Origin of the sequence: Simplicispira hankyongi (genome assembly GCF_003570885.1) — a bacterium.
GTDB lineage: Bacteria > Pseudomonadota > Gammaproteobacteria > Burkholderiales > Burkholderiaceae_C > Simplicispira > Simplicispira hankyongi.
The window spans coordinates 184,247-206,679 of sequence record NZ_QXJC01000007.1 but is presented as its reverse complement, the minus strand read 5'-3'; the positions used below and the strand labels follow the sequence as shown (position 1 = coordinate 206,679).

Below are 22,433 nucleotides of genomic sequence, written 5' to 3'. Positions count from 1 at the left end.
TAGTGCACTGCCTTGAAGCAGATCACTATAGGGTACAGGGCGGTAATTCAAGACCATGCCGAGACTGTGCTAACCCACACGGTATCGAAAGGTGGGTGCGCAAGCCATCCTCCGTCCATCATGGCGTGGTCCACGCAAAGTAGGCCGTTCCCTCGTAACGGAAATCCGGGTAGCTGGCAACGACAAAATCACGCTCGGCACTGCTGATGGTGTAGAAGTGTGCGCCAGTGCGCGTGTTGAAAAAGCGGAACATCGGCGTGGCGCCATTGCCAGCGATCGTTTGCGCGTACCAACTTGGCCCTTCGTAACGAAAAGTTGGATATGTCGCCTCCACAAAATCTCGCTCGCCGGCACTGATGGTGTAGAAGTGCGCTCCACTGGCTGTGTTGAAAAAGCGGAAGACCGGGTTCATGCCAGACGACGCGTTCAGGTACGCGTAGAACGCGACGTTCTCATACTGAAACACCGGATAAGTGCGAATCACAAAATCTCGCTCATCGGCACTCGCGGTATAAAAATGCGCACCTGTTTGCGTGTTGAAAAAGCGAAATACCGGTGTCCGCGCCGGCACAGTGGCAGCACCCAGCCATTGTTTAAGTCCCGCCGCATAGGCAATATCGAAGCGACCGTAGTAGTCTGCAGTCCCCGCCAAAGAGCAGGAGGCGTCGCCTCCATACAAGGTTCCCACGACGTAATTGCCATGGAACAGTGCCGACCCGCTGCTCCCGCCCTGGGTGGTGCCACTGGTCCAAAGCACACGGTAAAAGTTGCCGCTGGTCCCTGTGCAACTGAATTGCGTGCTGGATGTGCTCGCGCAGTTGGTTTGGCTACCAATGCTGCCGTAGCTCACCTTCAGGAAATCCGCTTGCGGATGGTGCAAACCAACCACGCTTTCCCCGGCCAGTTGTGCTGCCGCATCCCAGCCGGCGAACACAGCCCCCGGAGGCGGTGTGTCAACGAGTCGCATGAAAGAGGTATCGCTCGCCGCACTCGCATAGAGCAGGGTTGCACCGCCAAGCCGACGGGTCGAAGCAGACGAAAGTACTTGACTGTTGCAAGTCGCAGATCGGTAAAACCAATCTGTTTGCAACGTGCTTGCTACCGTTTGGCTCGAAATGCAGTGGTTGGCACTCAGAAAATACGGCGTTCCTGAAGATTGGCTGTCGTTGAGCAGCGTTCCCGTGCATGCGTAAGTCTGCCCTGCATTGGTAAAAATCATTCGCGCAACCGCATCGCGCAGGTTCGCCACATCGTCGTGGCAGGTCGCATCAAGGTTGCACGGATCGGTGACTTTGATCGTGGGGCTAAGTGCCTCCTGCGAAGGCAAAGAAAGATCCTCAAAGATATGGGAAACCTGCGGCACGGACACCCGCAGCATGTCTGCGGAGGTGCCGCGCGGCAACTCGATCTCCAGGGTCTGCTCAGCGGAGCCCAACTCGGGCGTCCACCAGGTATGGGCATCCACGCCCATGCCACCGGCAGCCAGATTGCGGTCGATGGATTGGAGAATTTGCTGGCCCGAGATTTCAAAAACCGTTTCGGGATGGTCCTGGCTGTACACGCGCACCATGGCGTTGCCTGGCAAAGAGTCCACTTGGAGTGCCATCCGAAGACCATGCGCGCCCTCTGCAGAAACGCTCAAGGCCGATACGAGTCCCCCATCAGGCGTGGCTTGCCAGTGCAGCTGCGCTGCCAATGCCGCAGGAGAATCCGTTGCCTTGATCGGCCGCGCCAGGCCAATCAATTGCGCGCCAGAATCCTGTAGCGCCGCCGATTTTGAAAGATCAAGCGGGCCCAATGCAATCTGAACAGGAACGGGGCCCGATCCATAGCCCTTCACCATAGCGCGCGACTTGATGGCCGGAACGTCTTGCACACCCAGCGCCTGCGTGCGCGATTCCACTTTCAGGATCGGTGCCGACGGTGGCGGCGGCTCCGCTTCCCCACCCCCACCGCAGCCAGCCAAACCGGCCACCGCCAACAGCACCGCTACCCATTGCCACTTGTCACGCCAGATCCATCGCATACGCACCTCGTTTTCCTCGAACCATTAGGGATGCCCCCGCTATTTCGCCAGGCTTTTCAGCGCCAGCCGGATGCCATCGCCCACCGCCACATCCACCGGCAGCGCCTTGAGCGCCGCTGCCGCTTCCTTGTCGTTGTAACCCAGCGCCAGCAGCGCCTGCAAAATATCGGCCTGTGCATCACTGGTGGCCAGGGCCGCCGTGCCTGAGAGCTCGGCGCCCAGCTTACCTTTAAGCTCCAGCAACAAGCGTTCGGCGGTCTTCTTGCCGATGCCAGGCACTTTCACCAGACGCCCCGCCTCCTGCAAGGTGATGGCCTGCGCCAGATCGGCCACGCCCATGCCAGAGAGTACCGCCAGCGCCGTGCGCGGGCCGACGCCGGCCACCTTGATCAGCTCGCGGAAAGCGGCGCGCTCTTGCACACTGGCAAAACCGTACAACAGTTGCGCATCCTCACGCACAATGAACTGCGTCAGCAGGCTGACGCGCTCGCCCAGCGCCGGCAGGTTGTAGAAGGTGCTCATGGGCACCTGCACCTCGTAACCCACGCCCTGGCAATCGATCAATACCTCGGGGGGATTCTTCTCCAGCAGGGTGCCGGTCAACTTGCCTATCATTGCAGTCCTTCTTGTCACTTTGCGCACACCGTGCAAATCGCGCTGACAGCGCGTGTGGCGCTTCACCGTTTGCCTTACCGCCCGGAATTATCAGCGTGATCCTGCGCCACACCTTCACTCCCCACAACAACGCGCGCCTCTCGCACCTGTGCGGCCCGGCCGACTGCCACTTGCGCACCATCGAGGCGGCGCTGCAAGTCAGCATTGCGCACCGGCACGAGCAGTTCAAGGTGGATGGCCCCAAGGCACGCGCCACGCAGGCCATGGAGATGCTGCAGGCGGTTTACGAAATCGCCGAGCGCCCGGTGAGCGACGAAACGGTCCAGCTCATGCTGGCCGGCGACAGCGAGTTGGCCGATGCCCTTGTGGATGGTTCGCAGCTCACCACGCGCCGCGCCGACCTGCGCGCCCGCACCGCCACCCAGGCGCAGTACCTGGCCAACATCGCCACGCACGACATCAGCCTGGGCATCGGCCCGGCGGGCACCGGCAAGACGTATCTGGCCGTGGCCTGCGCCGTCGATGCGCTGGAGCGCTCGGCCGTGCAGCGCATCGTGCTCACTCGGCCTGCCGTGGAAGCGGGCGAACGCCTGGGTTTCCTGCCAGGCGATTTAGCGCAGAAAGTGGACCCCTACCTGCGCCCGCTCTACGACGCGCTGTACGAGCTGATGGGCTACGACAAGGTGCAAAAGGCGTTCGAGCGCAACCAGCTCGAAATCGCGCCGCTGGCCTTCATGCGCGGGCGCACGCTGAACAACGCCTTCGTCATCCTGGACGAAGCGCAGAACACCACGCCCGAGCAGATGAAGATGTTCCTCACCCGCATCGGCTTTGGCGCCAAAGCCGTGGTGACTGGCGACGTGAGCCAGATCGACCTGCCCAAGGGCGCGATGAGCGGCCTGGTCGAAGCCGAACGCATCTTGAAGCGCATCAAAGGCATTTCGGTGACGCGCTTTACCAGTGCGGACGTGGTGCGCCACCCCCTGGTGGCGCGCATTGTGGACGCCTACGACGCCGCCGGGCGGGCGGGGCGTGCGCGGGCGACGTAGTCGCTAGTTTTTATATAGCTGCTAACGCTTATCGGATAAGCGCTAGAGGCCTAAAACACTATAAATATATGGCTCTGCCTGCACTTGCCTTGTCCCTGCAATTCGCGCGCTTTGCCGCCGCCCCCGAGCACCGCGCCGTGCTGGCGCGCCACCGGGTGGCGCGCTGGATTCGCCACGCCCTTTCCTCCGATGCCGAGATCACCGTGCGCATCGTCAATGAGGACGAAGGCCGCCAGCTCAACCGCGACTACCGCCAAAAAGACTACGCCACCAACGTCCTCACCTTCGACTATGCGCAGGAACCCGTCGTGCTGGCCGACCTGGTGCTGTGCGCCCCGGTGGTGGCGCGCGAGGCGCTGGAGCAGAACAAAACCCTGGAAGAGCACTACGCCCACCTGCTGGTGCACGGCGCCCTGCACGCCCAAGGCTGGGACCATGAGACCAGCGCGCAGGATGCCCAGGAGATGGAAGCGTACGAAACCGCCATCCTGGGTGAGCTCGGTTTTGCCGACCCCTACGCGCAAGCGTAAGGTGCGGCGCAGTCCGGTACACAGATAGGCGGGACGGCAACGCAGGCGAACTTGGGTGGGAATGGCGCCTCCTGCCAGGCAGCTCTCAGACACAGCAATGCAAACCAATTTGCAGGTAATTCGGCCAGTAACTCCCAAAATTTGAACCTACGATACAGGCCGTCCTTGAGCCGGCATGCCGCCAGCCCGACACCGCCCCATGTTCGATACCTCCTTGCTTCTCACCGCTGCCTTCGTCGCTGGCGCTCTCAATGCCGTTGCCGGGGGCGGCAGCTTTCTGACGCTGCCCGCGCTGGTGTTCGTCGGCGTGCCCCCCGTGGTGGCCAACGCCACCGGCACCGTCGCTCTACTGCCCGGCTACATGGCCGGTGCCTGGGGCTTTCGCGAAGACACGCAGCCGCCGCCAGGGCTCTCCATGCCGCGTCTGGTGGTGCTCTCGCTCGTCGGCGGTGCGGCGGGCGCAGGCCTGCTGCTGGTCACGTCCAACGACCTGTTTTCCGTTATCGTGCCCTGGCTGCTGCTGGCCGCCACGCTGCTGTTTGCGCTCGGCCCCAAGCTGCGCGAATGGACGGCGGGGGGCAAGCCATCCACCGCCAAAGCGACGGCGGGCGTGCTGGTCGTTGCGGCCTACGGCGGCTACTTCAACGGCGGGCTCGGTATCTTGCTGCTGGCGCTGTTCGGGCTGCTCGGCCAGACCAACCTGAACGCCATGAACGGGCTCAAAAACTGGGTCTCGGCCCTGCTCACCGCCATTGCCGTCGCCATCTACGCTGCAGGCGGCGTGGTGCTGTGGCCCCAGGCGCTGATGATGATGGTGGCCGCCACCGCTGGCGGCTATGGCGGCGCGCGGGTGGCTCGGCGCATTCCCGCGCCCTGGCTGCGTGGCGGCATTGTGCTGACGGGTCTGGTGATGACAGCAATCTTTTTCTGGCGGCAGTGAGGGCGCTGCGCACTGTGCAGAATCGGATTCAAAGGGACTTCGGCTAGTCGAACACGTAGCGAAGCCCCACCCAGACCTGGCGCGGTGCGCCGGGAGCGTAGAACGTCGACTGACGGAGCGGGTAGCCGTCTGCACCCGATCCGCCGAGCGGCCTAGCCACGAAATTGCCGTTCGCATCAAAGCCTGTCGCTCCCAATTGGGCCGCGGTGCTGTACTGCCTGTCGAACACGTTGTTGACTTGCGCCAGCAACTGCAGCCGCCGCGTCACGCGGTAATTGCCGCCCACATTGAAAATCGCATAACCGGCGCTGCGGCCCGGGCCAAGATAATACGTACCGTCTGGTTGGTGGCCATTGTTCTCGTTGCCGCGCGCCAATGAGCCGGACACCGCCACCACAGTGCCATTGAGGGTGAAGGATGGCGACACTGCATAACTGGCAAACAGTTTCAATATCTGGCGCGGGATCAGCGGAATGCGGTCGCCCGGCCGGATGCCGATGGTGCCGTCCAGCCCAGGGTTGCCCGCTATGGCTGCGTCATTGCTACTGTTGCCGCTGCCATTGATTATTTCGGCGCTCTGGTAGGTCGCATCGAGCCATGTGTATTGCGCGCCCAGATTCAACTTGCCAAGCTCACCGCTCAGGCCCAGTTCTAACCCGCGACGCCGGGTTTTGCCGAAATTCTTGAAGTAGCCATACCCGGTCTGGTTGTCGGCCACAAACAGGATGTCGTTCTGGTTTTCAGCGCTGAACACGCCCGCATTCCATCGTAGGTTACCGGCCAGCCTGCCGCGCAGGCCCGCCTCGAAGGTACGCGTGACGACCTGCTTGAGCGGTGGGTCGCCGGCCATCGCGTTCGGCAGCTTGCAGGGCTGATCCGGATTGGCACAACCGAGTTCGATGGCGGTCGGCGCGCGGCTGCTTTCGCTGTAGCCAAAGTAGGTGTTAAGTGTCTTGGCCGGGCTGTAGGTCAGACCGATGGCCGGATTCAAGCGTGAGAAGCGGTTGTCGCCCGTGAGCGATGCGCTGTCGCTGGCACCATGGATCTGGTCGCGATTCTTGATGGATGTCGTGTTGTAGCGCCCCGACAGCGTCAAGTGCAGGTTGTCCTGAATCGACAAGGTGTCGCTGGCAAACAGGCTCCAGGTCTGGATGTGGCCAGCCAGATTGACCCGCGTGTCATACGGCTCGCCATCCACATTGCCGCCGCTGACGCCATCGCCGAACGCGCTGACGCCGGTAATGCTGCGATCCGGATTCAGATAGCCGAGCTGCGAGGATTGCGCGAAGCGCACCCGACTGGCGTCATACCCGGCGCCAGTCACCAACTGGTTGCGCTTGCCAGCCAGATCACCCAGCCAGGTGAGCTGGCCTGACAGCCCGAAATTCTGTTGTGAATTCTGGCCGCGGTTGATCAGCCCATTGCATTTCTCGGCCGGCTCGTCGTTTTGCAGTGCTTGCGCGATGCAGCGCCAGGAGGGAAAGGGTGTGTTCGATGCATTGGCGCCGCTGACGGGATAGCCGCTGTAGCCGGCCGCAGCCAGCGCCGCTCTATCGGCTGCACTGGGTTGATAAACTGACTGATCCAACGCGTCATCGTTGATGTCCCCGTTGTAGGTTGATGTCTTGATGTCGCGGTAATACACGTTGCCGGAGAGCAGCAGATTGTCATTGACGGAGTGGCTGCCCGCCAGATTGAGCATGGTGGAGCGGTTATTCGTCTGGTCCGGGAGGGTGTAGACGCTGGCGCGGTCGAGCGCCAGAAGACTTTGCTCTTGCAGGCCATTGCCGGTGAGTTGGTTGTCGGCATGCGACAGCGACAGCTTCAGGTCGGTGGCGCTGTCATGCCAACCCAGCTTGGTGAACAGTTGGCGCACATCGGACGGCGAATCTTCGCGCCAGCCGTTCTCCTTGAACAGGTTGCCGGTGACATACCAGTCCAGCCCCTTGTCGTTAAAGCCGCCGTGCTCGAATTCGACCGCACGCCGAACATTGCTGCCGAGCGTGGTCTGCAGCGAGGTGCCCGGATTGCTCCGGCCGTCCTTGGTCTGCACCGACAGCGCGCCGCCCAGCGTATTGAGGCCAAACAACGGGTTCGAACCCGGCATCAGCGTCATGGACGAGATCGCCGCACGCGGAATCAGATCCCAGCTCACCACATCACCAAACGGCTGGTTCATGCGCACCCCATCCACGTACACCGACAAGCCCTGCGGCGTGCCCAGCAGCGGCGACGCGGTGTAGCCGCGATAGCTGACATCCATCTGGAAGGGATTGCCCTGCATTTCGTTGACATGCACGCTGCCCAGCGTGCGGTTCATGAAATCGCCCAGATCCAGCGCGCCGCTGCGCTCGACGTCGCGGCTTTTGGCAGTTTGCACTGGCGCCGCAACCTCGTTGAGCGGCTGGCCGATGCCAGGCAGTGGCGTGCTGCCGACGACTTGAACCGCCGGCAGTATCTTTTCTTGCTGCGCGTTTGCATGCGGGCTGAATGTGGCCACCAGTGCCAGCGTGATCAAGGTTTGTGGCCACAGCCTGCGGCGAGATATCGGATGTTGCACAAGGCTTCCTGATTGGATGTTTGCGTTGCCAGCAGGCGCAGTTGAGCTTTCAGGCCAGGAGCACATCGGCAGTCGCCTCCCAGCGGCCGGCTTTGTCCACCCACAGCACGCCCACTTGCCAGCGCTTGGCGAGCTGTGGAATCTGCTGCGGACCCGCGACGAACATGACTTTGGTGAGGGCGTCGGCCATCATCGCGCTAGGCGCCAGCACGGTGACGCTGCTCAGATCGGGCGGTGAGTCGCCCGTGGCCGGATCGAAGATATGGTGGTGCTTGTGATCCGCCGTGAAGGCACTTCGGTTGTCGGCTGAAGTGGCCACGGCACGGCCATCTCCGCGCAGCGTGGCCACCAGTCGCTGTTCGTCGTGCGGGTCTTCAATGCCCAAGGTCCACGCCTGGCCATGTTCATTCCGACCCAGCGACGCATATTCGCCGGCATCGATCAGGGCATTGGCAATGCCATGGTTGCGCAGCGCTTCGCGGGCCGCATCCGACGCATAGCCCTGCGCAATGCCGTTGAAGGTAAGGGCCATGCCGGGGCGACGCAGCTCAATGCGCTGCTCGCCCACCTCCAGAGACTGCCAGCCCACGCATTGCTGTGCGGCGTGAATTTCGGCCGCGGTAGGCTCGCGCCCTTCGCTCTGGGCTTTGGCGTGCAATGCCCACAGCGGCTGCACGCTCAGGTCGAACCGACCGTTGCTGCGCCGGGACACCATCTGTGCGGCGCGCAACACCTTGAGCAGATCGGCGCTGGGGCGTTCCAGGTAGCCCTGACGGTTGAGCCGCACCAGCTCGCTGTCCGGTCGGTACAGACTCATGGAAGCTTCGACGCGCCGGATGGCCGCCACCGCCGCGTCGAGCGCGACCTCGGCCTGTGCGTTGTCAGAGTGCGCGGCTCGCAAGGTCAACGTGGTGCCCAGGCCCAACATCACACGCTGGCGCCAGTGCAGGGGTGCGGCTGGAACCGCATGCGGCGCAGTACTGGCAGCCGCACCAAGGGTCGCGAACAGAAAATGGCGTCTTTGCATCTTTGGCCTTATTGCTTTAGGCGTCCGTGCCGGAGGCCGCCGTCGGGACGGGCACGGGCTGCACGGGTACCACCCGGCTATTGCGCTTTTGGATAATGAGCGGAGTGCACAGCTTGTCGCTCTCATAGATCACCACGCAGTCCAGGCACTGGAAACACTCGTCGTAGTCAATCTTGCCTTGCGGTTCGATGGCCTGGTACTCACAGCGGTGGCGGCAGGTCTGGCACGGTTGGCCGCATTCGGCGCGGCGTGGCAGCCAGTTCAGCAGTCGCACACGGCCCAGCACTGCCAGCCCTGCACCCAGCGGACACAAGTAGCGGCAAAAGCCCCTGTAGACAAAGGCGCTGAACGCGAGCAAGGCGACAGCCCACAGAACGAATGGCCAGGATCTGTGAAACCCCAGCGTGATCGCAGTCTTGAAAGGCTCGACCTCCACGGCCTTGTCGGTCCACGGCGCTGAAATAAAGGGCATGGCAATCACCACCGCAAGAACGCCATATTTGAGGTATTTCAAGCGCTTGTCGGTGCGGGTATGCAGACGCCGCTGCGGCAGCCTGAGTGCGCGTGCGATCTTGGCGATGAACTCTTGCAGTGCGCCAAACGGGCAGAGCCAGCCGCAGAAGGTGCCGCGCCCCCAGAGCAGCAGCGAAATCACCACGTAGGCCCACAGCAGCACCGTCATCGGGTCATAGAGGAAGAAGTCGAGGCTGCGTCCGGCCCGCAGTGCCTGGATAGCGGCCGTGAAGTTGACAATGGACAACTGGCCTTGCGCATACCAGCCAATGAAGCCCAGGGTAAACAGCAGGTACGCAGTACGGACCTGCGCCATGCGCCGCGGCGACGCGGTGACCCACTTGGGGCGGGCGAGCAACACGGTGAGCAGCGCCAGCGCCGCACACAGCACGCCGATCTCCCAGACGCGGTCGGTCCAGAGGGCGTGCCAGGTCTTGTTGTCGGAAGCAGAAACGTCAAAGTAGTCGGACGGAAGCCGCAGCTTGAGCACGAAATCCTTGCGCGCCTTCTCGGGAAACATCTGGCCTTTTTCACGGGTCACGCTCAGCGCGAAGTCCAGGGGCTGCGAAGGGTCCAGACTGGCCTGGCTGATGACCTTGAACACCCGCCACTGCACGTCCGGGCCGCTCCAGTCAGCGGGCAACTTGGGGGTGCCCTCGATGTTGAGGTCACGCAATTCGATCGGCAGGCCAGACTGTGTCAAGGTAAGACGGTCCGGCACTGCACCCGCAATGTAGTTGTCGCTCACAAAGCTGTAGCGCCCACGCGTGGCTACCAGGAAGGCGTGGTCACCGGGCTCGATCCAGCCCATAAGGTATTTCCATGCCTTGTCGCTCAGCACATTGCGCCCCACGCTGGGCACATTGAGGTACAGCACCATGAGCTGGGTGAATACGGCGTCGGGATCGCGCCGTGCAATCTTGTCCTGGCGTTCGCCCACCGTGCCCTTGAACGCGGCTTCCACGTCCTTGTTCAGCAAAGTTTTGCGGGTCACGAGGCCGGCCCGCTCCAGCGCCGGAAAATCCATGGGCTGGTACAGATGGGTCTTGATGCGGCCCACCAGATCCGGGTCTGTGCCAAGGGCGAAGCCGAGCCTGGCACGCGCCACCTTGAGCGCGGCCGACAGCAGGCTCTGGTTCACGATGCGCGTCGAGGCGGTGGCCTTGGCGACCCCATCGATGAAGACATTGGCGCTTTCGGCCTGTCCGGCCTTGTTGAGGCCAGAGCCGATCTTGATGCTCTGCGTGATCCCCAGTCCCTTGTACTGTTTGACGAACTTGTCCAAGGGAGCTGGGCCGAGCCCCTCAACAAACACCGGCTCGTGCTGGGAAAGGACTTTGACATCCAGGAACTTCCCCATGTTGTCGAGTGCAATCAGCAGGTTGATGGGCGTACCTGAGAAGCCTGGCACCGGGGCGAAGTCAAGCGATTCGAAGGCAAAGCCAACCGCAACGGGGTCGCCCCAGCCTTTGTCGCTTCGCATCTGGCGAAACAGGGGCCACACCGGAAGTTCGGGGTCTTTTTCTCCGACGATCAGCGGTTCGGGAAAATATGCCGCCAGCTTTTCCCGATCGAGCGTGACCGCGTGCGCCGACGAGGCGACCAGCAGCAAGAGGCTCGCAACGCCGAGGTACCCGGCGAGACCTGGGAGCCGAGAGAACAACTTGATGGCAAAGCGCACAAGGGGCATGGAAGGCTGTTCAGCAATGAGACACCATGTGCCTTGGGTTGCAATTTCTGTACCACCAAGGGTTTTCCACGAGAGGTCCCTCACCCCATCATCAAAAGCACAAATCCAAAGGTGGGCAAGACCGGCATGGCCAGAGTCATCGGAAAATCGTGCGCCTTGACGATGTGCACCGCTTCCGTACAGGCCACCCGCGCTTTGACCCGTTCGTCGGTCAGGGCAATGCTGAACAAGTCCCTCACGCGCAGCGCATCCGTACCTCGGGCGACGGCCCGGGAATTTCATGGTGCGGGGAAACGTGGACTCAAATGCCGCTGCGGCTCGCAACACGTCCAAGCGCAGCGATGCAGGCGGCGGCAATGTCCGGTGTCGAGGCGCCATGCCGGCCACCGGCAACCAGTCGCCACTCGGCCTCGGGCCAGGCGCGATGCAGGCGCATGGCGGTGCGCGGGGGACAAACCGGATCCTCACTGCCTTGCACAATGACCGCCGGAAGGTGCCGAAAGCAGGCGCAACTGGCAAGCAGTTCGGCGTCGTCGACGAAGCAGCGCTGCGCGAGATAATGCGCCAGCACGGCAGCCTTCGCCAGCTGCCGGGCGTCGGGACTGCTCTCCAGCGGAGCTTCGCCCATCAAGGCGCGTTCATAGTCGAGCCAGTGCCGCGCCGCCCCCTGCCTCACCGAGAGATCGCGGCTCAGCAGACGGCTGGTGTAAGCGTGCAGCAGGTCGCCGCGCTCGGCGGCTGGCACGCCAGCGGCAAAAGCCTCCCAGGCCTGCGGTACGCCGTGATCGGATCCCTGGGCATAACGCTGCAACTCGTCGGCCGAGCTGAGAAAGATGCCGCGCAAGACAAGGCCGGCGATCCGCTCTGCATGCTGTCGCGCGTAGGCCAGCGCGAGAAGGCTGCCCCAGGAGCCACCGAAAACGATCCAGCGCTCGATGCCGAGTGCCTCGCGGATGCGCTCGATGTCGGCCAGCAGATGCGCGGTCGTGTTGGCCTGCAGACCGCCAAGTGGCGTGCTCCGGCCGCAGCCGCGCTGATCGAAGAGCACGGCACGAAAACGTTCGGGATCAAAGAAGCGGCGCTGAGCCGGCGAACAGCCACTCCCCGGACCGCCATGCAGAAAAACGACCGGAACACCGTCCGGCCGCCCGCATTCCTCGACATGCAACACATGGCCGTCGCCAACCGCCAGACGGAGCGTGCGCAGCGGCACCGTCTCCGGGAACAGCGGCCCGGCCATCGCACTCATGCCTCCATCAACCCGGCGCGCATGGCGAGGACCGCAAGTTCGGCGGCATTGCTGGCATTGAGCTTCTGTTTGACGTGGTAGAGATGGGTGCCGACCGTGCTGGCGCTGACATTGAAATCGCTGGCGATGTCCCCCACCGAACGCCCTTTGGCCAGTTGAAGGAAAACCGCGAACTCCTTTTCGGTAAGCGTTTCGGCCGGGTCGGCGGTACCCGAGAGTTGCGCCAGTGCCACCTCCTGCGCCAGTTCCGGATCGATATAGCGCTGATTCTTCGCCACCTGCCAGACGGCTCGCAGGAACTCATCGGGCGTACTGCGTTTACAAAGGTAGCCCAGCGCGCCTGCCTTCAGGGCGCGCACCGGGATCACCGCGTCCTGATGGGCCGAAAGTATCAGCACGCGGGCGTTGGGATAGCGGGCGCGCAGGCGCTCAAGGGCGGCCAGCCCGCCGATTCCGGGCATCGAAATATCCATCACCAGAATGTCAGGTAGCAGTTCGCCATACAGGCGTACAGCTTGCTCGCCACTGTCGGCTTCACCCACTACGCAGGCTCCCGCGCCCTCAAGGAGCGCACGAAACCCCATGCGCACGATGGCGTGGTCGTCGGCGAGCAGGATTTTCTGACTGGCAAGGCACAGGGTCATGACACTTTCTCCCGAGTACTTATGGAGTTTGCCGGCAACAAAACGCAGAGGCGAGTACCTCCACCGACCACGCTGTCGAAATGCAGCTCGCCCGACAGCGCCGCGACGCGTTCGCGCATGCCACTCAAGCCGAGGCCGCAGCCGGAAAATTTCGATGGCGTCCCAAGGCCTCGGCCATTGTCGATCAGACAGAGTTCCAGGCGGCGTTCCCGCCCCTGTTGCAGTTGGCGCAGGTGCACATCCACGTGGCTGGCTGCCGCATGACGCGCAACGTTGGTCAGACCTTCCTGAACAATGCGCAGCAGTGCCTGAGCGAAGTCGTCGCTGACATCTTGGAGGCACGCCTCCAGCGTCATGCTTAGAACAATATCGGGATAGTGCTGCTGCCAGACATCGAGATAGCGCCGCAGCATTTCCTCCACGTTGACGCGCTCGCCTCTGGTATCCGGGCGCAGGTGATGAAGGATATTGCGCACGCCGTCTTGCATCTGCCCAGTCGCGGCAACGATGCTTTGCGCGTACCCGTTCACGGCTGGGTGTTCGCTGGTGCGCTGTGCAATCGCACCGGCCAGTGCGCGCACGGCGGTGATGCCCTGTGCCAGCTCGTCATGCAGCTCGCGAGCGATGTTGCCGCGTTCGGCCTCCAGTCGCAATTGCATGCGTTCCGTCAGCTCATGCTCGGTTTCCAGCCGCACGTTGTCATTGACCGCTTCGGCAAGGCGGTCGGCCATGCCGTTGAACGCGCAGGCCAGGCGCCCGAGTTCCGGCACCGGAAAAACCGGCAGACGCGTGTCGAAACGGCCGCGTCCGGTACGGTCGAGCGCCGCCATGACCGCGCCGAGCGGGCGTAGCGCGCGGCGCAGTGCAAGGCGTACCGCAAAGAACAGCGCGATGAGCGATACCGCAGCCCATCCTGCGATCAAGCACAGGTCGTCCCAGGCATCGAGTATCGCGCGCCAGGAGTCCGGATGAAGGATCAGCGTCAACGGACCCGCATCGATCAAATGGGTGGCGAATTGCGGGTCGACGATGGCCGAAAACCAGCCGGGTGCAGCGCGACCAGCCTTGTAAACAGGCTGTGGCGACAGGTAGACCTGATTCCCGGCTCTATCGAGCACTTCCAGCGCGTTGGCGCGAATCCGCCCGACCGCCTGCACATGCGAGAGCAGCTGCTCACTACTCCAAACTGGTGGATCGGAACGCGCCTGACGAGCAGCAACGTTCAGCCACTGCTGGGCAACCCGATTGGCCGCCTCGACTTCCTCGTGGATGGATTGCCGGCTTTGCGTCAGCCACAAGCTACCCAGCGCCAATACAAGCACGCCAGCGAGCGCCGTCAGCACGAAACTGATGCGGGTATGCAGACTTGGCGTAAAACGGCGCACGGTGGTTTCTCCTCTTGAGCCGGCGGGAACTACCCATGAGACCGCATAGACGACACGCCTGTCACCGGAGTATTTCCCGGCCCACTCCCTAAGAGCCTGTTCAAAGCCTTTTTGGTGTCGCACAAGTGCCTTGCCGGGATGAGGTGCAAGGCGCGGTGCGCAGCCAATAGCTCGGCTATTGGCAAGCGCCGCAACGCCGCAGACCGCCCGGCAAGGCACTTGCCCGAAGGGTTGGAGTGAAATCGGGCGATTGGACGCCCCGGCTGCTTGCATGGGCATGAGCCCATGCGTCGCATCCAAAGCTTCCACTCATCCCGATTGCACTCCAATGCGATCTCCAAAAAGACTTGGAACAGACTCTAAGGACCAATGGAATGGTGAAGACCTTCACTGGCCGCATTGCCGATGCCCAGAAGACCCATCTATTCGGCGTCGCACTGGGCCTGAAGCAGACTTTCCCGCGCTATCCCATGGTGCGATGGCTAAAAGACAGCAAGCATCGTGCCTACCGACCCCTGAATACCTCGAGTAGCAACCGATACAGCGTAGGCCGGAGCATTGCAATCGCAGGTGAAAGAATGGCGACGGCGGTCAGCACCCTACCGGCCCCGCCTGCAGCGCACCTGTCGCACTTTGGAGCAGTTGACGCCATTTGAAACAGGCGAACTGTCCAGACCTGCTGCGCCTGTAACGGCTGCAGCTTCGGCGCTCGACCGAAAATCGCGCCCACTGGGAATTGGGGCAATGCTGAACAAGTCCCTCACGCGCCGCGCATCCGTACCTCGGGCGGTCTGCAGCGTTGCAAATTCTCCCGATGCACGGCGCGCGGCATCGCGGTAATTTATTCAGCATCGCCTTAGACGCCGTATGTCCTAACCGGCCAGCCACAGCCTCTTAGAGACACATCACCCGCCATCGCTCTGGCACGCTGCTTGCATGAGTTCTCGCCCACGGGGCTGATACTGCTTTTGGTGGCTATCTGTTCCGCTTCGGAAATACAACCAAGGAGACGATTCGATGAAACAGACGGGCAAAAACAACAGGGTGCCGTTCGTTTTGGCACTGGCAACTGCAGCCATACTCGGCGCCGGCTCGCTGGGCACAGCCCAGGCGAAGGACGTGACAACGGCAGACATTCTCAACGACGCCAAGACCCCCGGAGATGTCGTGAGCTTCGGCCTCGGCACTCAGGGTCAGCGCTACAGCGCGCTGAACTCCATCAACACGAAAACCGTCAAGAACCTGACGCCCGTCTGGACCATGTCCTTCGGTGGCGAAAAACAGCGCGGTCAGGAATCGCAGCCGCTCATCAGCGACGGCAAGATGTTCGTCACCGCCTCTTACAGCCGGCTCTTCGCTTTCGATGCCATGACTGGCAAGAAGCTGTGGAAGTACGAGCACCGTCTGCCGGATGGCATCATGCCTTGCTGCGACGTGGTGAACCGCGGCGCAGCACTGTACGGCAACCTGGTGATCTTCGGCACGCTGGATGCCCAGCTGGTCGCGCTGAACAAAGACACCGGCAAAGTGGTCTGGAAAGAAAAACTGGAAGACTACGCAGCCGGCTACTCCTCCACCGCAGCACCGATCATTGCCAATGGCAAGCTGATCACCGGCGTATCCGGCGGCGAGTTCGGCGTCGTGGGTCGTATCGACGCCCGCGATCCGATGACCGGCAAGCTGTTGTGGACACGTCCGACGGTCGAAGGCCACATGGGCTATACCTTCGACAAGGACGGCAACAAGATTGAAAACGGCATCTCCGGTACGACCAATGCCACCTGGCCTGGCGATCTCTGGAAAACCGGCGGCGCGTCTACCTGGAACGGCGCGACCTACGATCCGGAAACCAACCTGATCTTCGCCGGCACCGGCAACCCAGCCCCATGGAACAGCTGGAACCGCCCTGGTGACAACCTCTTCTCGTGCTCAACCCTCGCTATTGACCCCGATACCGGCAAGATCGTCTGGCATTACCAGAATACGCCGCACGATGGCTGGGACTATGACGGCGCCAATGAATTCGTCTCCTTTGACTACAAAGATCCGAAAACGGGCAAGATCATCAAGGCTGGCGGCAAGGCTGATCGAAACGGTTTCTTCTACGTGAACGACCGTGCCAATGGCAAGCTGCTCAACGCCTTCCCCTTCGTCAAGAAAATTACCTGGGCCAAGAAAATTGACCTAGAAACGGGCCGTCCGGTTTACAACGAGGAGTCTCGTCCTGGCGATCCAGCGAAAAGTGCCGACGGCAAGGCCGGCACCGAAGCGTTCGCAGCACCAGGCTTCCTTGGCGGTAAGAACCAGGAACAGATGGCATACAGCCCGCAAACCGGTCTGTTCTATGTTCCTGCCAACGAGTGGTCGATGGAAATTCACAATGAGCCCGTTTCCTACAAGAAGGGCGCAGCCTATCTGGGGGCCGGGTTCACCATCAAAGCCATCAATGATGACTACATCGGCGCCCTGCGCGCTGTCGATCCGGCCACTGGCAAGATCGTCTGGGAGAGCAAGAACTACGCCCCGCTGTGGGGTGGCGTTCTGGCTACCGGTGGCGGCCTGGTCTTCCACGGTACGCCGGAAGGTTTCTTGAAGGCGCTTGATGCCAAGACCGGCAAGGAACTGTGGTCCTTCCAGACCGGTACCGGCATCGTTGCCCCTCCCGTCACGTGGGAAGCGAACGGGGAGCAGTTCATCGCTGTGACAGCCGGCTGGGGCGGTGCGGTTCCGCTGTGGGGCGGCGACGTTGCCAAGCGCGTGAATTTCCTCGAACAAGGCGGTTCGGTATGGGTGTTCAAGCTGCACAAGTCTTGATCGGCATTTGACGCTCTGATCGGCCCGAAACGGGCCGATCATTAAAGCTTTGTATCAAAAAGATGCCGAAATCATTGCCATGCCATGTTCCAAATCTGCGCTTTGACGGATGGCGGTTTCGACATCTTTCATTTCTAAAACTAGCTCAATCTCACGATACCCGGAAATTTCAGAAAAACCGCTCCTGGCTCTGGTAGATATCAGCCCGCAATGGTCTCCTCTTCGCCCATGAAGCAAATCAGCCTTGATCTGAACCTGATCACCACAACAGTCCGCCAACCGAAGTTTCACGCCCAGATGCAGCGCACAACTCCTTGGACTGCGCTGGTTGTGCTCATTGCTTCGCTTGATGACAGCACGCTGCTGAGGTTCTGCCACTGGCTAGAGAAGCGTGAATGGGCCAATCATATTTTGGCCGCAGCCCGCAGCCGCCTCACGGTTCAAGGTTTGCCGCCAAAATCAGCCACCACAATGGATGGCAGCTCGATTGCAGCCACCAGTCCGGCCGGGAATACAGACATAGACCGCGATCCCAAGATGCATTCGGACCCAAAAGGCACACGGTGGTGCTTTAGGCAAGATGCTGTTTGCGCTATTAATGCCGAGGATGGCGCGGCACACATTAATGCAGGTACACGAATGCGTGTGCCGGATAACAAGGGGCAGGCCGGAAAAAACAAAAGCAGCCCCAAAGGTCAGAATGAGAGGGAGACAGCCATGTACCGACTGTACAAAGCGGCGACATGTTGCCTTATCCGAAAGACGCTAGCCCTATAGACCTTAATAAGACAATTTCTCTCCCCTTCTTTGCATGCCTCGCCGTTTTGTTCCGGCCACCACAAACACAATCAATTTTCATATCCAAGGAGACAAAGTGACTGCTTCAAAAAAATCTATTTCCCGCCTGCTTCTATCCGTGACGCTGGGCCTGGCCGCCGGTTCCGCCATGGCCCACGGCGACGTTACCCCGCAGCCGGTGGATACGGCTGGATTGAAACCCGTCGGCACCGCATGGCTGAAGTCCAACCCCTATCGCGGCGATAAAACTGCGATCCATATTGGGGCATCCGGCTATAACCAGAATTGTGCCCGCTGCCACGGCCTCGAGGCCGAATCCGGGGGCATTGCACCCGATTTGCGCTACTTGCCTACTGGTGACGAAGGTGACGAGATATTCCTTAACCGTATTCGTCACGGTTCTACACGCGACGGCCGGGTTTATATGCCGCCGTTTGAGGGGGTTTTCTCGCAAGAAGCCATGTGGGCCATTCGCGCCTGGCTGGAATCGGTCCATGTCAACAATTAAGCGCCGCCAGTGGCTTGCTGCTCTGGGTGCGTTGGGCATGACAGTCGTCCTGCCTGCGCTGGCCGACGGGCTGGACGACATACGCCAGAAGGGTCGTCTGCGCGTCGCCGTCTATAACAATTTCCCACCCTACTCTTTCGATGACCGGGGGATAGATGTCGATCTCGGCAAGGCCTTGGCTGAACGTCTCGGCGTACAAGCAGAGATTGCATGGTTCACGGCTGACGAGGATATGAACGGCGACCTGCGCAATATGGTTTGGAAAGGGCACTACCTCGGGGCCCAGCCAGGCGATGTGATGCTGCATGTACCGCTGGATCAGTACCTCGCTGCGCAGAACGATCAAGTACAGATCTTCGGGCCCTACCATGTTGAAGCGGTCGCACTGGCGCGCATCGCCTCGCGTGTGCCAGACCCCTCGGGCTCATCTGCGGTGGCGCTGAATGTCTTCACACACGAGAAAGTCGGCGTCGAAGGGACTTCAGGTTCAGATTCGTTTCTGATGGGTGTTCTTAACGGTCGCTTGCGAGACAATGTCGTGCATTACCGCAGCGTTGCATTGGCAGTCGCCGGCATGCGGGGCGGCGAAGTGGCCGCAGTCATGGCGCCCAGGGCAGAGCTTGAAGCGGCCTTGAAGAACGACCCGGCCTATCCGATCAGTCTCGTCAAAATGCTGGAACTTCGCCCAAGCAAGTGGCCGCTCGCCATGGCCGTCAGAAAGCATGAGGAACGGCTCGCTCAAGCACTGACAACCGCGCTGACCAGCCTGCAAGAAGATGGAACGGTGGCGCGTATTTTTAGCCAGTACGGCGTCACTTACCAGTTGCCAGAAGGCTGAGCATGCGGCTCGGACATTGCGCCTTAGCGATCAACGCCGCAGTTTTGCTCAAACTGGTCTATGTGCCATTGGGCGAATTGCCTTGGGAGGTGACTATTCCATGAGCGCAGTGAGTAGCGAACGCTACAACCGGCCAGCGATTTTTCTGCATTGGCTCCACGCCGCACTGGTCATCGCTTTGCTGATCATCGGCTGGATGATGACCGATCTGCCCAAGGGTCCGGTGCGGACGGCGCCGTATGCGCTGCACAAATCGCTTGGTCTGTGTGCGCTGGCGCTGGTGCTCATTCGCATCGCCTGGCGGCGCTTTTATACCCCGCCTGCTGCTGCAGCGCAGATACGGCCATGGGAGCGCAAGCTATCTGCCGTGGTTCACCGTGGGCTCTATTTCTTGCTGGTGCTCACACCGTTGGCCGGCCTTCTGTCGGCATCGTTCACCAACCACTCGTTGAAGTTTTTCGGGCTGCTGTTTCCCTCCGTCGGCTGGCCAGAGAACGCCACCCTCAATGCCATCTTCAACAGCCTGCACAAGGGTGCTGTATGGGCGCTGATGTTTTTGCTTGCCCTGCACGTACTGGCCGCTTTTTACCATGCGTTTCGGCACGACGGGGTGATAAAGCGAATGGTTCCGTGGTGCAATAAGCAAGTAATACCAAACGCGAGCCCCGCTCGCCAACAATGATTCACCACTCAGCACCCATTGCACTGTCCATTTCCGGCTCGTCTCGCTAGCGCATATCGCCGGTCCAGAGGTATTGCTCTCCCACCTCAGACGCAAGAGCAGTCATACACATAGGCGAGCAGGCGAACCACGGTTTCATTATCGCGTTGATATTTTCCGCAACATCACGGAGGCTGGAGTGCTCTGCGTCTTGTCAACTGTATAGCAGGCTATCGAGTGAGCATTCCGGGTGATGCGTCAGGGAATTTCCTGAATACCTGAATGCGCAGACTGATCATAAAATATTCGTTACTGTTTCCTCGCCCAAGTACTCTTATCATCTCTATGATGCAGTAATGAAATTTACTGCCCGCTTTCGAAGTGAATTTTATGCCCCAATTCATTTTTTCTTTTACGGGCCAGACAAAGACTGCTGTCTTTATCGCCGCAATGAGCACCGCCGTGCAAGTACTTGGACAGACCGTCCCCGCATCCACCGAACCCACCTTGAGTCCAATTGTGACAATCGCCACACATGGAGTCGAGCAATCCGCATTTGACACACCCGCTTCCGTCGATGTGATAGACGCCTCGACACTTCAAAATGCGGAATTGCAGGTCAATCTGTCCGAGACGTTGGACCGAGTCCCAGGCATCATGGCAAATAATCGCCAGAACTACGCACAGGACATACAAATTTCTTCGCGGGGGTTTGGCGCACGTTCCACCTTCGGCGTACGGGGTCTTAGACTTTATGCCGACGGCATTCCAGCAAGTTTTCCAGACGGGCAAGGTCAGGTGTCAAATTTCGATTTGGCTTCGGCCGCCAGAATCGAAGTTCTGCGTGGGCCATTTTCGGCGTTCTACGGAAATTCCTCAGGCGGCGTGATTAGCGTGTTCACCGCCGATGGGGGCCCAGAAACTGTGGCTGACCTCGCCACTACTTGGGGCAGCAATGGCGTACAGCGCACGGGCGTGAAACTGAGTGGAACACAGGGCGCCGCACAATACAACATCAGCGCGGCCAAGTTTGGTACCGATGGTTACCGCGATCACAGCGCTGCGACCCGGGAGAACTTCAACGGCAAGGTGAAATATACCGTCAGCGATGACACCCACTGGACATTCGTAATCAACAGCGTGAACATGCCTGGCGTTCAGGACCCGCTCGGACTTACGCGAGCAGAAATGCTTGCCAATCCGCGCCAGGCGACACCTAGCGCATCTCTATTCAATACACGCAAATCTGTGGATCAGCTTCAAGGCGGCATCGTGCTTGATCAACGCTTGAGTGGCGAGCAGTCATTCCACATTGCCGCCTATTCCGGAACGCGCAGTGCCGAGCAGTTCCAGTCGATTCCCGTGGCAACCCAAGCATCCGCAACGCAGCCCGGCGGCGTGATTGATCTTAGCAGCCATTACCAGGGACTGGACGCGCGCTGGATTGGCAAATCCAAATTATTGGGAAAGCCGCTGACATTGACGGCTGGCCTGTCCACCGATCAGATGAATCAGTCAAGACTCGGTTTTCAAAATTTTGTTGGCTCCGTCCTCGGAGTACAGGGAGCGCTGCGGCGTGACGAACTCAATACGGTAGATGCGTTTGATCAATACGTCCAAGGACAATGGGAAGTGGCGGAAAGATGGAGCATTTCTGCGGGCTTGCGGCATTCACAGGTGTCATTCGACTCACAGGATCGGTATATGGTTGCTGGCAATGGCGATGACAGCGGCTCCGTAAAGTACCAAGCGACTACGCCAGCACTCGGCGTAGTCTTCCATGCCAGCGATGCCTTGAACCTCTACGCATCGGCAGGACGCGGTTTTGAAACGCCCACGCTCAATGAATTGGCCTATCGTGCCAATGGTGGGACGGGGCTGAATTTTGGCTTGCAGAGCGCAACCAGCCGGCAATGGGAGATTGGAATGAAAACTGAATTCATGCCGAACTGGCACTTGAATGCGGCCTACTTCCGAGCCAATACAGCCAATGAAATTGTCGTGTTAAGCAACTCTGGTGGTCGCAGTACCTACCAAAATTCAGGGAATACGCTACGAGACGGCATTGAAGCCGCGCTGTCAGGTCACTGGGGAAAGGGATGGTCGACGTACCTGGCTGCGACATATCTGAATGCGACGTACGGCAGTAGTTTCATGACTTGTGTTGCCGTACCCTGCACCACACCGAACACGCTCATTGCAGCCGGAAATAGAATTCCTGGCATTCCCCGCGCCAGTCTTTATGGTGAGCTGGCTTGGCAGTACCAGGCTTGGGGCCTGGAAACCGCGCTGGAATGGCGCCATGTAGGGAAGATGTATGTGAATGACACCAACAGCGATGCCGCGCCTCATGTGGATCTTCTCAATTTGAGGGCTTCGCTGCTCCAGAAATTTGGCCACTGGGCCATCAGGGAGTTTGTTCGGGTTGATAACCTGACAAACAGAAGTTATTCAGGCTCGGTCATTGTCAATGAAGGCTCCAGCCGCTTTTTCGAACCAGCTCCTGGCCGCAACTTTCTGGTTGGCTTAGGTGCAACGTATACGTTTTAGGTCAGAGTAACGCTACCTTTATTGGTACGGTTCCAT

19 protein-coding genes are annotated in these 22,433 nt (G+C 60.5%); 10 read left to right on the top strand and 9 right to left on the bottom strand.

What is annotated here, in order from left to right; genetic code table 11:
* Window positions 1–118 precede the first annotated feature (118 nt).
* Both D3F03_RS14550 and ruvA read right to left on the bottom strand, forming a co-directional pair.
* Window positions 119–2,026, bottom strand: coding sequence for a trypsin-like peptidase domain-containing protein (locus D3F03_RS14550; RefSeq protein ID WP_119110140.1), 1,908 nt, complete (start codon window positions 2,024–2,026; stop codon window positions 119–121).
* Between the two features lie 39 nt (window positions 2,027–2,065).
* Entirely contained in the window at window positions 2,066–2,641 is a 576-nt protein-coding gene (gene ruvA / locus D3F03_RS14545) for a Holliday junction branch migration protein RuvA (protein ID WP_119110139.1), read from the bottom strand.
* Window positions 2,642–2,736: 95 nt separating this feature from the next.
* Here ruvA and D3F03_RS14540 point away from each other — a divergent pair, with 95 nt between their 5' ends.
* The 3 genes from D3F03_RS14540 (at window position 2,737) to D3F03_RS14530 (ending at window position 5,160) form a co-directional block, all read left to right on the top strand.
* Complete coding sequence (locus D3F03_RS14540) at window positions 2,737–3,690, top strand: PhoH family protein (RefSeq protein ID WP_119110138.1); 954 nt, start codon at window positions 2,737–2,739, stop codon at window positions 3,688–3,690.
* Between the two features lie 68 nt (window positions 3,691–3,758).
* Window positions 3,759–4,220: an rRNA maturation RNase YbeY gene (gene ybeY / locus D3F03_RS14535; RefSeq protein ID WP_119110137.1), complete on the top strand. Its 462-nt coding sequence runs from the start codon at window positions 3,759–3,761 to the stop codon at window positions 4,218–4,220.
* 199 nt (window positions 4,221–4,419) lie between these two features.
* A complete protein-coding gene (locus D3F03_RS14530; protein ID WP_119110136.1) occupies window positions 4,420–5,160 on the top strand; it encodes a sulfite exporter TauE/SafE family protein in 741 nt (246 codons plus the stop codon).
* Window positions 5,161–5,203: 43 nt separating this feature from the next.
* Here the strand turns inward: D3F03_RS14530 and D3F03_RS14525 are convergent, their stop codons facing one another.
* From D3F03_RS14525 to D3F03_RS14500, 7 genes are all read right to left on the bottom strand, one after another.
* Complete coding sequence (locus tag D3F03_RS14525) at window positions 5,204–7,678, bottom strand: TonB-dependent receptor (RefSeq protein ID WP_245960637.1); 2,475 nt, start codon at window positions 7,676–7,678, stop codon at window positions 5,204–5,206.
* 91 nt (window positions 7,679–7,769) lie between these two features.
* Window positions 7,770–8,747 carry an FAD:protein FMN transferase gene (locus D3F03_RS14520; protein ID WP_119110134.1) on the bottom strand — a complete coding sequence of 326 codons (978 nt, stop codon included), beginning with the start codon at window positions 8,745–8,747 and terminating at the stop codon, window positions 7,770–7,772.
* 16 nt (window positions 8,748–8,763) lie between these two features.
* Entirely contained in the window at window positions 8,764–10,950 is a 2,187-nt protein-coding gene (locus tag D3F03_RS14515) for a 4Fe-4S binding protein (protein WP_119110133.1), read from the bottom strand.
* Between the two features lie 80 nt (window positions 10,951–11,030).
* A complete protein-coding gene (locus D3F03_RS17240; RefSeq protein ID WP_158606170.1) occupies window positions 11,031–11,189 on the bottom strand; it encodes a hypothetical protein in 159 nt (52 codons plus the stop codon).
* A gap of 62 nt (window positions 11,190–11,251) precedes the next feature.
* Complete coding sequence (pip, locus tag D3F03_RS14510; protein ID WP_119110132.1) at window positions 11,252–12,199, bottom strand: prolyl aminopeptidase; 948 nt, start codon at window positions 12,197–12,199, stop codon at window positions 11,252–11,254.
* Window positions 12,196–12,843 carry a response regulator gene (locus tag D3F03_RS14505; protein ID WP_119110131.1) on the bottom strand — a complete coding sequence of 216 codons (648 nt, stop codon included), beginning with the start codon at window positions 12,841–12,843 and terminating at the stop codon, window positions 12,196–12,198. The genes pip and D3F03_RS14505 overlap by 4 nt, the downstream gene beginning before the upstream one ends.
* On the bottom strand, window positions 12,840–14,228 hold the full coding sequence (locus tag D3F03_RS14500; protein WP_158606169.1) for a HAMP domain-containing sensor histidine kinase: 1,389 nt from the start codon (window positions 14,226–14,228) through the stop codon (window positions 12,840–12,842). The genes D3F03_RS14505 and D3F03_RS14500 overlap by 4 nt, the downstream gene beginning before the upstream one ends.
* A 374-nt stretch (window positions 14,229–14,602) precedes the next feature.
* Here D3F03_RS14500 and D3F03_RS17235 point away from each other — a divergent pair, with 374 nt between their 5' ends.
* The 7 genes from D3F03_RS17235 to D3F03_RS14470 all read left to right on the top strand — a co-directional run bounded on the left by D3F03_RS17235 (window position 14,603) and on the right by D3F03_RS14470 (window position 22,397).
* The gene (locus D3F03_RS17235; protein ID WP_158606168.1) at window positions 14,603–14,884 is read left to right on the top strand and encodes a hypothetical protein; all 282 of its coding nucleotides are present in this window, start codon (window positions 14,603–14,605) and stop codon (window positions 14,882–14,884) included.
* A gap of 361 nt (window positions 14,885–15,245) precedes the next feature.
* Window positions 15,246–17,042 (top strand): PQQ-dependent methanol/ethanol family dehydrogenase, encoded by a 1,797-nt coding sequence (locus D3F03_RS14490; protein WP_119110129.1) that lies wholly within the window; start codon window positions 15,246–15,248, stop codon window positions 17,040–17,042.
* 228 nt (window positions 17,043–17,270) lie between these two features.
* Window positions 17,271–17,819 (top strand): hypothetical protein, encoded by a 549-nt coding sequence (locus D3F03_RS17180; protein ID WP_147414728.1) that lies wholly within the window; start codon window positions 17,271–17,273, stop codon window positions 17,817–17,819.
* Between the two features lie 169 nt (window positions 17,820–17,988).
* Complete coding sequence (pedF, locus tag D3F03_RS14485) at window positions 17,989–18,348, top strand: cytochrome c-550 PedF (protein WP_425453144.1); 360 nt, start codon at window positions 17,989–17,991, stop codon at window positions 18,346–18,348.
* Window positions 18,335–19,186, top strand: coding sequence for a substrate-binding periplasmic protein (locus tag D3F03_RS14480; protein ID WP_119110127.1), 852 nt, complete (start codon window positions 18,335–18,337; stop codon window positions 19,184–19,186). Before pedF ends, D3F03_RS14480 begins: the two co-directional genes overlap by 14 nt.
* Before the next feature lie 109 nt (window positions 19,187–19,295).
* Complete coding sequence (locus D3F03_RS14475; protein WP_158606167.1) at window positions 19,296–19,868, top strand: cytochrome b; 573 nt, start codon at window positions 19,296–19,298, stop codon at window positions 19,866–19,868.
* Window positions 19,869–20,237: 369 nt separating this feature from the next.
* Complete coding sequence (locus tag D3F03_RS14470; protein WP_245960636.1) at window positions 20,238–22,397, top strand: TonB-dependent receptor family protein; 2,160 nt, start codon at window positions 20,238–20,240, stop codon at window positions 22,395–22,397.
* The last annotated feature ends 36 nt before the right edge of the window (window positions 22,398–22,433 follow it).

Coding starts and splice junctions, on each gene's coding strand:
- D3F03_RS17180 (WP_147414728.1), top strand. CDS start 17,271: ATGAAGCAAATCAGCCTTGATCTGAACCTGATCACCACAACAGTCCGC.
- pedF (WP_425453144.1), top strand. CDS start 17,989: ATGGCCCACGGCGACGTTACCCCGCAGCCGGTGGATACGGCTGGATTG.
- ybeY (WP_119110137.1), top strand. CDS start 3,759: ATGGCTCTGCCTGCACTTGCCTTGTCCCTGCAATTCGCGCGCTTTGCC.
- D3F03_RS14520 (WP_119110134.1), bottom strand. CDS start 8,747: ATGCAAAGACGCCATTTTCTGTTCGCGACCCTTGGTGCGGCTGCCAGT.
- ruvA (WP_119110139.1), bottom strand. CDS start 2,641: ATGATAGGCAAGTTGACCGGCACCCTGCTGGAGAAGAATCCCCCCGAG.
- pip (WP_119110132.1), bottom strand. CDS start 12,199: ATGAGTGCGATGGCCGGGCCGCTGTTCCCGGAGACGGTGCCGCTGCGC.
- D3F03_RS14480 (WP_119110127.1), top strand. CDS start 18,335: ATGTCAACAATTAAGCGCCGCCAGTGGCTTGCTGCTCTGGGTGCGTTG.
- D3F03_RS14490 (WP_119110129.1), top strand. CDS start 15,246: ATGAAACAGACGGGCAAAAACAACAGGGTGCCGTTCGTTTTGGCACTG.
- D3F03_RS17235 (WP_158606168.1), top strand. CDS start 14,603: ATGGTGAAGACCTTCACTGGCCGCATTGCCGATGCCCAGAAGACCCAT.
- D3F03_RS14470 (WP_245960636.1), top strand. CDS start 20,238: ATGCCCCAATTCATTTTTTCTTTTACGGGCCAGACAAAGACTGCTGTC.
- D3F03_RS14530 (WP_119110136.1), top strand. CDS start 4,420: ATGTTCGATACCTCCTTGCTTCTCACCGCTGCCTTCGTCGCTGGCGCT.
- D3F03_RS14505 (WP_119110131.1), bottom strand. CDS start 12,843: ATGACCCTGTGCCTTGCCAGTCAGAAAATCCTGCTCGCCGACGACCAC.
- D3F03_RS14515 (WP_119110133.1), bottom strand. CDS start 10,950: ATGCCCCTTGTGCGCTTTGCCATCAAGTTGTTCTCTCGGCTCCCAGGT.
- D3F03_RS14550 (WP_119110140.1), bottom strand. CDS start 2,026: ATGCGATGGATCTGGCGTGACAAGTGGCAATGGGTAGCGGTGCTGTTG.